This is a genomic window from Saccharothrix obliqua (genome assembly GCF_019375475.1).
GTDB lineage: Bacteria > Actinomycetota > Actinomycetes > Mycobacteriales > Pseudonocardiaceae > Actinosynnema > Actinosynnema obliqua.
This window is the reverse complement of record NZ_JAHXGQ010000001.1, coordinates 177,423-189,595: the sequence shown is the minus strand read 5'-3', so window position 1 is coordinate 189,595 and position 12,173 is coordinate 177,423. Positions and strand designations below refer to the sequence as shown.

At 71.9% G+C, this 12,173-nt stretch carries 14 protein-coding genes; 4 read left to right on the top strand and 10 right to left on the bottom strand.

Translation table 11 applies throughout. The features are described from left to right. Window positions 1–315 precede the first annotated feature (315 nt). Complete coding sequence (locus tag KZQ38_RS00995) at window positions 316–1,002, top strand: Crp/Fnr family transcriptional regulator (RefSeq protein ID WP_257900554.1); 687 nt, start codon at window positions 316–318, stop codon at window positions 1,000–1,002. Between the two features lie 114 nt (window positions 1,003–1,116). Then, complete coding sequence (locus KZQ38_RS00990) at window positions 1,117–1,908, top strand: hypothetical protein (RefSeq protein ID WP_219437439.1); 792 nt, start codon at window positions 1,117–1,119, stop codon at window positions 1,906–1,908. A gap of 381 nt (window positions 1,909–2,289) precedes the next feature. On the opposite strand, the gene KZQ38_RS00985 is transcribed toward KZQ38_RS00990, so the two are convergent. The 3 genes from KZQ38_RS00985 to KZQ38_RS00975 form a co-directional block, all read right to left on the bottom strand. After that, a complete protein-coding gene (locus tag KZQ38_RS00985) occupies window positions 2,290–5,484 on the bottom strand; it encodes a sigma factor (protein ID WP_219437437.1) in 3,195 nt (1,064 codons plus the stop codon). 94 nt (window positions 5,485–5,578) lie between these two features. Next, the gene (locus tag KZQ38_RS00980) at window positions 5,579–5,890 is read right to left on the bottom strand and encodes a DMT family transporter (RefSeq protein ID WP_219437435.1); all 312 of its coding nucleotides are present in this window, start codon (window positions 5,888–5,890) and stop codon (window positions 5,579–5,581) included. Further along, the gene (locus KZQ38_RS00975; RefSeq protein ID WP_219437433.1) at window positions 5,891–6,616 is read right to left on the bottom strand and encodes an SDR family NAD(P)-dependent oxidoreductase; all 726 of its coding nucleotides are present in this window, start codon (window positions 6,614–6,616) and stop codon (window positions 5,891–5,893) included. 84 nt (window positions 6,617–6,700) lie between these two features. Between KZQ38_RS00975 and KZQ38_RS00970 the strand changes: the two genes are divergently transcribed. Further along, entirely contained in the window at window positions 6,701–7,237 is a 537-nt protein-coding gene (locus KZQ38_RS00970) for a TetR/AcrR family transcriptional regulator (protein WP_219437431.1), read from the top strand. Between the two features lie 203 nt (window positions 7,238–7,440). Here the strand turns inward: KZQ38_RS00970 and arfB are convergent, their stop codons facing one another. The 6 genes from arfB to KZQ38_RS00940 form a co-directional block, all read right to left on the bottom strand. Continuing rightward, the gene (gene arfB, locus KZQ38_RS00965; protein ID WP_219437429.1) at window positions 7,441–7,866 is read right to left on the bottom strand and encodes an alternative ribosome rescue aminoacyl-tRNA hydrolase ArfB; all 426 of its coding nucleotides are present in this window, start codon (window positions 7,864–7,866) and stop codon (window positions 7,441–7,443) included. Window positions 7,867–7,875: 9 nt separating this feature from the next. Beyond that, window positions 7,876–8,643: a hypothetical protein gene (locus tag KZQ38_RS00960; protein WP_219437427.1), complete on the bottom strand. Its 768-nt coding sequence runs from the start codon at window positions 8,641–8,643 to the stop codon at window positions 7,876–7,878. Beyond that, on the bottom strand, window positions 8,640–9,134 hold the full coding sequence (locus KZQ38_RS00955) for a SigE family RNA polymerase sigma factor (RefSeq protein WP_219437425.1): 495 nt from the start codon (window positions 9,132–9,134) through the stop codon (window positions 8,640–8,642). The genes KZQ38_RS00960 and KZQ38_RS00955 overlap by 4 nt, the downstream gene beginning before the upstream one ends. A gap of 73 nt (window positions 9,135–9,207) precedes the next feature. After that, window positions 9,208–9,384 (bottom strand): DUF397 domain-containing protein, encoded by a 177-nt coding sequence (locus KZQ38_RS00950; RefSeq protein ID WP_219437423.1) that lies wholly within the window; start codon window positions 9,382–9,384, stop codon window positions 9,208–9,210. Window positions 9,385–9,424: 40 nt separating this feature from the next. Next, a complete protein-coding gene (locus tag KZQ38_RS00945; RefSeq protein ID WP_219437421.1) occupies window positions 9,425–9,601 on the bottom strand; it encodes a DUF397 domain-containing protein in 177 nt (58 codons plus the stop codon). Next, window positions 9,598–10,464 (bottom strand): helix-turn-helix domain-containing protein, encoded by an 867-nt coding sequence (locus tag KZQ38_RS00940; RefSeq protein ID WP_219437419.1) that lies wholly within the window; start codon window positions 10,462–10,464, stop codon window positions 9,598–9,600. Before KZQ38_RS00940 ends, KZQ38_RS00945 begins: the two co-directional genes overlap by 4 nt. A 169-nt stretch (window positions 10,465–10,633) precedes the next feature. On the opposite strand from KZQ38_RS00940, the gene KZQ38_RS00935 reads away from it, so the two are divergent. Beyond that, a complete protein-coding gene (locus tag KZQ38_RS00935; protein WP_219437417.1) occupies window positions 10,634–11,095 on the top strand; it encodes a hypothetical protein in 462 nt (153 codons plus the stop codon). Here KZQ38_RS00935 and purM read toward each other — a convergent pair. Further along, the gene (gene purM, locus KZQ38_RS00930) at window positions 11,092–12,165 is read right to left on the bottom strand and encodes a phosphoribosylformylglycinamidine cyclo-ligase (RefSeq protein ID WP_257900553.1); all 1,074 of its coding nucleotides are present in this window, start codon (window positions 12,163–12,165) and stop codon (window positions 11,092–11,094) included. The genes KZQ38_RS00935 and purM overlap by 4 nt on opposite strands. Window positions 12,166–12,173: the final 8 nt, after the last annotated feature.

The following is a 12,173-nucleotide window of genomic DNA, read 5'->3' as shown; positions in this document are numbered from 1 at the left end:
GGTCCTTCGGGACCCCTCAACAGGTCCAAGGTCCCGGATCGGACGGGTTGTTCCCGGCGTGACGACCGTCCCACCGCGCGAGAGCAGCACAATTCCATTCGCTCCGGTATTGCGCGTGCATTAGCACGTGATCTTGAATAGGAGGTCCACCCGCAAAACGCCCTACCAGACCGCGTCAGTTACGCCCATTCGGGTGTACTGTCCGCAGCACGTTCGGGGAGACCATCACTTGCCGCCCGACGCGGGTCGGCTCGAAATTGAGTTCCCGCCGGTCACGACAGTAACAGGATCCACATGCTGCCCATGCCGACCACGATGACACCGGATCCAGGGTGGCCCAGCAACAGCCTGCTGGGTCGCCTCCGCGACAACACCCGACAAGAGCTGCTGAACATCGGCACGGTCGTGCGGTACACGGCCGACCGGGAGGTCATCGAGCAGGACGCGAAGGACACTCATGTCCTTCTGCTGCTCGACGGCGTGGTGAAGGTGCAGACCACCGACGAGACGGGCGACACGGCCCTGCTCGCGATCCGGGTCGCGGGCGACCTGGTGGGCGAGATGGCGGCGCTGGACCAGAAACCACGCTCGGCCACGGTCGTGACGTGTGGCGACGTGGTGGCGAAGCTGATCACCAGCGGTGAGCTGATGAGCTTCCTGCACCGGCGCAACGACGTGTTCGTGGAATTGATCGGGATGATCAACGACCGGCTGCGCTGGGCCAACCAGCGCCGCCGCGATTTCCTGTCCCACCCGGCTGCCGAACGGGTGGCCAGAGTGCTCGCAGAATTGGTGCAGACCTATGGCCGGGAAGAGGCCACGGGCTGGACGCTCGGAATTCCGCTGACCAAGGTCGAACTCGCCTCCATCGCCGGGATGAAGCCCCGCACGGCGGAGAAGGCGTTCAGCGACCTGCGGAAGGCCGGCGTGGTGGTGAGCCACCTGCGCCGGGACGTGCTGGTGCCGGACCTGGCGGGCCTGCGGAAGTTCGCCGGCATCTAGGTCTAGTCCGCAATTCTGCGGTATTCGCCCCCGGTGCGGTACTACACAGTGGCTCCGCACCCCTCGGCGGCCGACCCGGTCGCCGAACCGCACCACGTCGAAAGGGCGATGCCGATGAGCCCAGCCACCTTCCGACGCAGCCTGCTGGTGTGCTGCGACCTGCGGCGTTACGGCGCGGCGGACGACCAGCTCCAGCGCGAGTTGCAGGAACTGCTCGTCCGGTGCCTGGACCGGGCGGGCGAGGCGGCCGGACTGGACCGGTCGACGTGGCAACGCCAGGCGAAGGGCGACGAGGAATGGGCCGTCCTCCCACCGGACAGCCCGGAACACCTCGTCGTGGATTCCTACGTGCGCGCGCTGAACGCGGAACTCACCTACGCGAACAGGTACCGCGTGCCCGAGGCGCGGGCGCGTATGCGACTCGCCGTCCACCACGGCGCGGTGGTGGACGGCGCGAACGGATTCCCCGGTCAGGATTCCGTGTTGGTCTCACGTCTGCTCAACAGCGCGCCCGCGCACGCAGCGCTGGAACAATTCCCGGACGCGGACCTGGTGGTGGTGCTGTCGGAAATCGTCTACACCACCCTGGTCCGCGCCGGGCACACCACACTCCGCCCCGGAGATTTCCGCCGGGTGGAAGTGGCTGAGAAAACTTTTCAGGGACACGGCTGGCTGTGGATCCCGAACGGTGACGCCCACGCGTTGGACCTTGACCTGGACCAGCCCACCGCCCATGAGCCGACCGTACGCCAGCACGCCGTGGCGTCCGGCGGTTCGATGGTGGTCCAGGCGGGACGCGACGCACAGGTGCCGAGTTCCCCATGGCCCGCCATGAACCCCGGGCGCAACGACCAACGCTCCCACCCCGACCCCACCTACCGCCCGGACGGTGGAACCGACCGCTAGCCGCGGGGGGAGCCCGGGTCGACGCGGATCGACGCGGGGCCGACCCGAGTCGACGCGGGCGCGGGGCCCAGGCCGGACCCGGCTCGACACGGGTCCGACCTGGGTTCGGCCCGACCGCCACCCGCTCGCGGCCCGCCACCCGCTCGCCCGCAGCCCGCCGACCACCGAGCCGCCGCTGACCCGCTCGCCCGTCGCCCGCTCGCCCGTTGACCGCTGCGGGCCAGCCGCCGCGGGCCGCGGGCCGCCGTGCAGTTGAGAGCTAATTTTCAGGCAGGCTTCCTGAAAGTTAGCCACCCCTGTATCTATCAGGCAGGCTCCCTGAAAGTTTCGTGCACCAGATCTATCAGGCAGGCTCCCTGAAAGTTTCCGCCCCGCCCGGGGTCAGCGGTCCGGAGGGCGGAGGAGGGTGAAGGCGAACGCGGCGTCCGCTGGGCGGCCCGCTGGGTCGTGGCACCACACGTCCAGCCGCACGGCGCCCGGGGTTGAGTAGGCGTTCAGGCTTGCCGCCCGGCACGTGCGCGGCTCGGAACCCGTCGTCGTCACCTGGACCGACGCCGTCGGCCAGACGATGCGGTTGCCCAACGTCGAGTAGGTGATCGTGTACCGCCCGGTCACCTCGTGCGTGACAACCGGCGTCTCCCCATTGCTGCTGAACACCCGATCCAACCCCCCAGCCGCGGTGACGGTCGCGTACCCGGCCGGTGTGCCGTCCCCGGACAAACCGGTCCCCACGACATGACTCGCCTGCCACGCGGTGTCCCGGTCACACGACACCCGCAACCGCACGCCGTCAGCCTCCGCCGTGCCGCCCCCACGGCAACGCGCGAACCCACCGACCGGCGTCACCTGGACGAAACCCGCCGCGCCACCAGGCACCACGACCTCGTACTCCCCGACGCCCAACCGCGTCACCCCCTCCGACGACGACGTCACCGCCGGCCCCGTCCCCAGGTACACGTGGAACGGCAAGTCCTTCCCCACCCCGGCCGGCCCGTAGCAGTTCACCCCGACCACACCGTCCGGGCCGTCCACCGCTTGATCCCGCACCACGCACACATCAGCCACCTGCGAGATCGCCGTGACATGCGCGACCGCGCCCACCACCCCCAAACCCGGCATCCGCACCGCGTACTCGCCCACCCCGGTCCGCAACACCGACGCCTTCCGCGCCCACCACGCGTCGTTACCGGGCAGGTGACCGCTCCACGTCGACCACTGGTGGTTCGGGTGCACCTGCACCGGCACGCCCAACGCGTACCCGTACTGGTAGACCTGCGCATAGCCCCAACCCGGCCGGGCCGGACCGGGGTCGGCGGGCTGGAGCGGGCCGAGGGCTTCGGACTCCAGCAGCGGTGGGCGGTACGCCGCGACGCCGAACTGGAGGTCGGCGGGCCGACCGGCGTCGTCCAGGCACTGCACGTCCACCCACACCTCGTTCACCGGGTACGCGAACGCGTTCCAGTTGGCCGTGTAGCAGTGCCCGGCCCCGGTCGCGCCGGACAACACCGCACCACCCCGCGTCCCGACACCCTTGACGAGCACGCGGTACTGCCCGAGCCCGAGCCGGTTGAGCGCGAACGCCCCGCCCGTGCTGTTGAACGACCGCCCCGGGTCGATCCGCAGGTCGGGCGCCACGCCCGTGGTCTGGGCGTACGCGCCGACCGTGCCGGCGGGCGGACCGCCCTCGGTGTAGCCGGCCGCCCACCGGGTGTCGGCGGTGCACTGGACGTGCAGCACCGCACCCGTGACGCCCTCCGACCGGCAACGGGCATCGCCCGGCCCGTACGGGGTGACCTGCACGTAGCCCCGGCCCGTGCCGACCGCGAGGTCCGCCTCGTACCGACCGGGACCGACCCGGCGCACCGGCGCGTCCGGACCGATCACGGTGGTCCGGCCGGACGGTTCGGCGAGCAGCAGGGTGAACCGGGTGTTGACGGGCGTGCCGTCGTTGGCGCACGCGACCAGGACCACCTGGTCCTCACCCACGGGCCCGTTGTCCCGCACCACGCAGCCGACCGGCTGCGGCGGCTGGTGGAACGTGGGGGTGGCGTGCGCGACGGCCGTGCCGGACGCCTGACCCGGCAGCCGCAGCCGGTACACGCCGGTGTCCTGCCGGGTGACCCGGATCGGCCGCGGCGTGCCCCACTGCCAGGTGCCGATCAGGTCGGTCTCGACGCCGACCGCCGAGTCCGCCGGTTCGACGCGGGCGTAGGCCCACTTCGCGGCCGGTGGCGGAGCCGGGGTGGTTGGTTCCGGAGTCGCTTCCGGAGTCGGTTCCGGAGTCGGCGGGACCGGGGGAGGCGAGGCCGGCTGCGGTGTGGCCGCGGCCTGCGGGGCCACAGCAGGTGGGGTGGTCGGTGGCGTGGTCCGGGGTGGAGCGGTGGCGGTGGGAGGGGGCGTGAGCGTGGCGACGACCGGCGCCACGTCCGGCGGCTCCGCAGTCGACGGGGCGGTGGTCCCGCCGGGGAGCGCGGGCGGTGCCGCGGTGGGCGTGGATGTCGGCGGCAACGCGCCGACCTGCACCGGGTCGGGCGCGGTGGCCAACACGGCGATCACCGCCGCCGCCACGAGCCCCACCGCGCCCGCCGCCACGCGCACCAACGCGGGATTCTCCTGCGTCAGCCGGGTCACGGCGTCCACGCCGGGCATGGCCGCCAGACGCGCACCGACCGCCCCGAGAACGCCACGCGGAGCGGCCTCCGCGCGATCGGCGAGCGCATCCAGCCCCACGCCCTGGGGGGCGGCGGTCGCCGCACCCGCACCGACCACACCCGACCCGCCGCGAGGGGACTCCCCGCCACGACCCGCGAAACCCAGCGCGGTGCGCCGGTCCTCCTCGTCCGGCAACCCGAGCAGACCGGGGCCGAGCGCCCAACGCGCGTAATCCCGCGCATCCCGCTGCCGTTGCCCGCACACCGCGCACATCTCGGCATGTGCCAACACCACGTCCGGCTGCTTGGGGTCGAACGGCCGGTCGGTCAACGCCGCCAGCACTTCACACCTCTCCCGACCCACACGCGTCATCACGTACGCGGCAATCGCTTTGCCCGCCGCACGCCGACCACGGTCCAACTGGCGATCGGCCTGACTGCGCCGCACGCCCAACGCCTCGGCGAGTTCCGCGCCCACGACCAGGTGGTCGGAACCCAGCGTGAGCCGGATGTGCGCCGCCACCACGGGCCGCAGACCCGCCGGCACCCCGGCCAGCGAGTCCGACAACACGGCACGCACCCGGTCGCGGGACACCAGGTCCTCGACCTCCTCCGGCACGACGGCGGAGTCAGGCACCTCGCGGTCGGAACGGCGGCTCTGGTCGGTGTAGTGGGCCTTCAGCACGTTGCGGGCGATGCCGGTGAGCCACGCGTCCAGGTCACGCGGGTCCTGGCCGTTGCGCAGCCCCTCCAGGGCCCGGACGACGACCTCGCTCACCACGTCGTCCACGTCCTCGGGCCGGTCGACCCGGTTGCGGACGTACGCCCGGGTCTTCCCCTGGCAGCGCGAGAAAAGCTCGCGCCGCGCGCCGCTGTCACCGGCCCTCAGCCGGTGCAGGAGGGATAACTCTCCGTCGGCCATCATCGTGACCATCTCCACTCGCGCGGGAACCGTTACGCGGTAAGCACGTGCGCCGCGAGCAACGCGATCTCCCCCACCCGGCCGCGAGTTCACCCGTTCAGAGCAACTTGAGCCCGACCACACCGATCACGATCAACGCCAGGCACACCAACCGCGCCGGGGCGGCGCTCTCGCCCAGCGCCACGATCCCGACCACCACGACACCGACCGCGCCGAGCCCGACCCACACGGCGTACGCGGTGCCCAGCGGCAGGTCGCGCACGGCGGTGGTGAGCAGGGTGAAGCTGACCACGGCCGCCACGACCCCGACCACCGACGGCCACAGCCGGGTGAACCCCTCGGAGCGCTCCAACGCCGTCGCCCACACCACCTCCAGCAACGCCGCCCCGACCAGCAGCAGCCACGGCACCTAGGCCACCACCCCGGCGTCGACGAGGATCGACGCGCCGGTGACGTTGCGCCCGCCGTCACCCGCGAGGTGCGCGACCATCGCGGCCACGTCTGCGGGATCGCAGTACCGGCCCAGGGCGGTGTGCACGCGTTCGCCGTCGGCGTCCGGCCCGTCCGCCGGGTTCATCCCGGTGTCCGTGGAGCCGGGTTGGACGAGGTTGACCGTGATGCCGCGCGGACCGAGGTCGCGGGCGAGGCCCTTGGTGAGGCCGATCAACGCGGACTTGCTCATCGCGTAGGCCGCCCACCCGGGCGTGGGCACCCGCTCGGCGAGGCTGCTGCCGATGGCGATGATCCGGCCGCCGGACCGCAGGTGCGGCGACGCGGCTCGCGCGAGCACGAACGCCGCCCGCGCGTGCACGGCCATGAGGTGGTCGAGTTCGTCGTCCGTGACGTCCTCGAACGGCCCGTACGCGGCGATGCCCGCGTTGCTCACCACGATGTCCAGCCCGCCGAACGCCTCGACGGTCCGGTCCACGGCGGCACGCAGGGCGTCGGGGTCTGCCGAGTCGGCGCGGACCGCGATGCCGCCCACCGCGGCTGCCACGGCCCGTGCGTGGTCGGCGGAGCCGAGGTAGGTGATGGCGACGCGCGCGCCGTCACGGGCGAGCCGGTCCGCGATCGCCGCGCCGATGCCCCGGCTGCCGCCGGTGACCAGGGCGGTCCTGCCGTCGAGTGGTCCCATGTCGCCCCCAAGTAGCGGAATCAATTCCGGTTATGCACTCTAAGCGGAACTGGTTCCGGATGTCTACGGGTTAGGGTGACGCCCGTGAGCGAACGGGCCGACGCCGCCCGCAACCGGGCGAAGATCCTCGCCGCGGCAGCGGAGATCGTGGCCGAGCGGGGGATCGAAGGGCTCGGCATGGCCGAGGTCGCGGCGGCCTCCGGTGTCGGCGTCGGCACGCTCTACCGCCGCTTCGGCGACCGGTCCGGCCTGGCGCACGCCCTCGTCGACGAGTCGGAGCGCGAGTTCCAGCAGGCGTTCCTCACCGGCCCGCCGCCACTCGGCCCGGGAGCACCCGCCGCCGACCGCATCCGCGCGTTCCTGCACGGCCTCGCCGATCGCACGCTCGCGCAGCTCGACCTGCTGCTGATGGCGGAGACCACCGGTCCGCTGGCCCGGTTCGGCGGCGCTTACGAGGTGTACCACCGGCACCTGGCCGTGCTGATCGGGCAGCTCCGGCCCGACCTGGACGCCGCGTTCACGGCGGACGCCCTCCTCGGCCCGCTGGCCGCCAACCTGATCACCCACCGCCGCTACCCGGCGGACCGCCTCAAGGCCGGGCTGGACGCGCTGCTGGGTTAGGAGCTGTCCTCAGAGCCCGAGCGCGGCCCGGACCGGCCCGGGGGACCGGCCGGCGGTCGGGCAGGCCCTAATTTTCAGGCAGGCTCCCTGAAAGATAGCCCGCCCCGTATCTATCAGGCAGGCTCCCTGAAAGTTTCGCGGCGGCGGCGGCCTCCAGGACCCGCCCCGGCGCGGGGACCCACACCCCTCTTCGAGGGCAGGCCCTAGTCCCAGCCGCCGCGGCGGCCCTGCTTGGTTTGGGCCCGGCGCTTCTTCGCGGCGATGCGGCGTTCCTGCGAGCCCTTCGTGGGCTTGGTCGCCCGGCGCACCGGCGGTGGCGCGGCGGCGGCCTCGCGGAGCAGCCGGGCCAGCCGCTCGCGGGCCGCGGCGCGGTTCTGGAGCTGGGCGCGGTGCTCGCTCGCCGTGACGGTGAGGACCCCGCCGACCAACCGGTGCGCGAGCCGGCCCAGCATCCGCTCGCGCAACCACCCCGGCACGGACGGCGAGCCGGCCAGGTCGAACGACAGCTCGACCCGGCTGTCCGCCGTGTTCACGCCCTGCCCGCCGGGACCGGAGGACCTGGAGAAGCGCTCGCCCAACTCGGCCGCCGGCACCACCAGCGTCCGCGTCACCACCAGGTCCTCGGCCACCCGAACAGGTTAGAACGTCACCCCCGGCACCGTCGCCACCTTTGCCAGCTCCGCGAACGTGAGCGGCGCTTCCGGGCCGGTCGTGTTGGCCATGTGGTCGCTGTTCACGGCGGTCACGCTGAACACGGTCTCGTCGGACGCCTGGACCATCACCGTCCGCGCGCGACCTTCCAGGTACTGGTAATCGACCTCCAGGACCGGCCGGTCGGCGACCTGGCGCATCGTGCAGCTCGTGTGCGTGCGGTCGCCGATCGAGCAGGTGAACGCCTGCGCGTTCAACGCCATCACCACCTGCCCCTTGCGGTCGCCCGTCAACGCCGTCACGGCCTTGTAGCCGCCCTGGCTGACGAAGAACTCCCACGCGCCGGCGGGGTTGTCCGGCAGCCCCTCCGCCGGCACGTCCGGCAGCGCACCGGACGACGCGAGCAACGCCGTCAGCTCGGCGGCGCGTTGCGCGGTCGGCACCTTCGGCGGCTTCGGCGGCTTGAGCACGTCGGGTGGCGGCGCGACCGGCGCGGTGCTCCGCGGTGGCGTGTCGACGGGCGGGCGGGGGTCGGTCGACAGGGTGGCCGACCCGACCGCGACGCCCGTGGTCCCGCTGGAGCCGACCATCGCCGGCACGCACACCGCGGTGACGGCGGCGAGCGCGGCCACCGAGGTGGCGGCCCGGCGCAACGCCACGCGGCGGCGACCGGCACGCCGCACCGCGGCCAGGTCGAGTTGGAGCGGTGGTTCGCCGTCGAAGGCCGTTTCCAGGACCTGCCTGATGTCGGTCACAGCTGCTCCTCCAGTACGGGTTGGCCGAGAAGCCGCCGAAGCGCGGCGAGTCCCTTCGCCGCTTGGCTCTTCACGGTGCCTTCGGTCCGACCGAGGAGGCGGGCGGTTTCGGCGACGGTCAGGTCCTCCCAGTAGCGGAGCACCACGACGGCGCGCTGGCCCGGTGGCAGTGCGGCGAGCGCGTCACGCACGTCGAAGTCGGCGGGCGCGTCACCGCGGGTCGGGGTCTCCGGCGGTGCGGCGACGACGGTCTCCCGCCGGCGGAACCCGCGGCGGGAGTCGTCGATGGCGGCACGCACCAGGACCTTCCGCGCGTACGCGTCGACCGACCCGTCACGCCGCACGCGCGGCCACGCCACGTACAGCTTGGCCAGCGCCGTCTGCACCAGGTCCTCCGCCCGGTGCCAGTCGCCGCACAGCAGGTACGCGGTCCGCCGCAGCACCAGCGCGCGGGCGGCCACGAACTCGCCGAAATCGCGATCGCGTTCCACTCGCCCTCCCTCGGTCGCCGCTTGGTACGGAGCGGCGGACCGGGGAGGTTGCCTCGTGCGCCGAAATCGCGGTCTAGCGCTTGACCGCGTTCAGGAAGGCGGTGAAGGACGCGCCGGGAACCCGCAGGTGCCCCGCGTGCGGTGCCTTGGAGTCACGCACACCGACCACGGCGGTCGTCCGGGCGACCTCGACGCACTGGCCGTTACCGGCGGACCGCGACGACTTCCGCCAAGCCCAGGATTCGCTCATGGTGCCAGCTCCTTTCGGGGGAATCGATCACGGACGTCGCCTAGCGCTTGACCGCGTCGAGGAAGGCGACGAAGGACGCGTTGGGGACCTGCAAGTGCCCCGCGTGCGGGGCCTTCGAGTCACGCACACCAACCACTGCGGTCGTCCGGGCCACCTCGACGCACTGGCCGGCACCGGCGGACCTGGATGACTTCCGCCAAGCACCCAACTCGCTCATGAGGCCAGCTCCCTTCGGATGGAATCGATCAGCGACAACGACTTCCGCTCGGGCAACGCCAGCTCCATGAGCCGGCGAGCCACTGCGGTGTACTCGTCGATGTTGCCACCATCATCCCGATAACTACCACCAGTCCGGTCCTCCAGGTAGACCACACCGGGGTCCCGTTCGATCGGGAACTCCAGCAGCGTGAAGGAACCGTGCAGCGATGGGTGCGCGCCCACCGAGTACGGCAGCACCCGGATGACGACGTTCGGGCGCTGGGCGAGCGTCTTCAGGCGGTCGAGCTGTTCAACGGCGACGTCCCGGCCGCCGATCTCCTTTCGGAGGATCGCCTCGTCCAGCACGACGTCGACGTGCAACGGGCCTTCGGTCCGGTCGAGCGCCTCCTGCCTCCGCATCCGGAGCCCGACCAGGTCCGCCAGCAGATCGTCCGACAGCTCGGTGAAGTGGCCTCTGATCGCGGCTTCGGCGTAGCGGCGGCATTGCAGGATGCCGGTCACCACGACGGCGTCGTAGGTGAATATGCGACTCGCACCCTGTTCAAGCCCGAGGTAGAAGTCGAACCCCGGCGGGAGGCTGGCCAGATCATCCGACTCGAACACCACCGGGGACGTGCGGACTTGGACGATCAACTCGCAGAACGTCTCCACCAACTCGGGCGCACCGTAGAACGGCAGCAGCAATTCCACGTCGGGTAGCTTCGGGAGATTGCGCCCGGTCTCGAAGTGCCCGATCCGGCCCTTGGTCGTGTCGATCCGCTTGGCCGCGTCGGTCTGGTGCAACCCCGCCGCCTCACGCAGGCGCTTCAGCTCGAACGCCAGGTACCGGCGGATGACCGTAGGCGTGGTCGACAACGACATCTGCCCGGAATCCTTTCACCCGATTTGCGTACACGTTCAGTAGTCCGAATTCCTGTAGTCAGATCTACAGTAGGCACTACTCGCGAGCCCGACTAAGCGAAACCATCCCACACCACGCGCCGAGTGCTGCCGCAAACCACCCGGAAGTGGGCGATCCGAGGAGAACGCGATGACCGATCACCGGGGCGCGGCGACGCCCAGCCGACTCAGCCTGACCCTCGCCGGGAACGTGCCCGTCACGCTGCGCGGCACGACCAGCGGACGGCTGTTCGTCACCATCGACCACGAGGTCGAGATCCTGCTGGAGGAATCACACCTGCGCGCGCTCACCGCGCAGGCGGGCACGGCGCTGCGTGACGCGGCGGCCGTCGACGCGGCCGAGCAGGTGGTCAGCGACGTGTGGGACGCGGGCGCCCAGGCCCGCACCGCCGCGGCGGCGGCCCGGGAACGGGCGGAGGTCGCGCGCCGGGCGGGCGCGGACGCCGAGGCGGAGCAGGCGCTCGAAGCCGCCCGCCTGGCGCTCGAAGCCGCCGACCGCGCGCAGCACGCGGTGCGCGCGGCCTTCGACCTCATGGACGAGGCCGACGAGGCCACGCGCGACGCGGTGCGCGCGGCGGCGGGCGGGTACTAGAACCGGGGGTGGTCGCCGACCAGCGCGGTGGCGGTTTCCGTCCGGCTGACCTCGCCGAGGACCCACGCGGGGACGTGGCGGGCGGTCAGGACGGCCAGCGAGCGGTCCACGTCCTCCGGGGACACGACGGCCACCATGCCGATGCCCATGTTGAACGTCTTCTCCATCTCCTCGCGCTCCACGCGACCGCGCTGGGCGATCAACGCGAACACGGGAGCCGGGGTCCAGGTGCCGCGGTCCAGGCGCGCGTGCAGCCCCTCCGGCAGGACGCGCGCCAGGTTCGCCGCCAACCCACCGCCGGTGATGTGCGCGAACGTGCGCACGTCGGCCTCGGCGGCCAGCGCCAGGCAGTCCTTCGCGTAGATGCGCGTGGGCTCCAGCAGCTCCTCGCCGAGGGTGCGGCCGAACTCCTCCACGTGCCCGGACAACGGCATCCGCGCGATGTCCAGCAACACGTGCCGGGCCAGCGAGTAGCCGTTGGAGTGCAGCCCGGACGAACCCATGGCGATCACCACGTCGCCGTCGCGCACGCGCTCCGGCCCGAGCATCGCGGACGCCTCCACGACGCCCACGCCCGTGCCCGAGATGTCGTAGTCGTCCTCGCCCATCAGGCCCGGGTGCTCGGCGGTCTCGCCGCCCAGCAACGCGCAACCCGCCTGCACGCACCCCTCGGCGATGCCCTTGACCAGCGCGGCCACCTTGTCCGGCACGACCTTGCCGACCGCGATGTAGTCCTGGAGGAACAACGGCTCCGCGCCGCACACCACCAGGTCGTCCACGACCATCGCGACGAGGTCGACGCCGATCGTGTCGTGCTTGTCCAACGCCTGGGCGACGGCGATCTTCGTGCCGACGCCGTCCGTGGACGACGCCAGCACCGGCTCCTTCCAGCGGTCCAGGCGGAGCTTGAACAGGCCCGCGAAACCGCCGATGCCGCCGAGCACCTCGGGGCGGTGCGCCTTCGACGCCCACGGCTTGAGCTTCTCCACCGCCTCGTCACCCGCGGTGATGCTTACTCCGGCGGCGGCGTAAGTGGCCTTGGCGGTGTCGGTCACGTCACTGGCTTCCATTGTTCTGC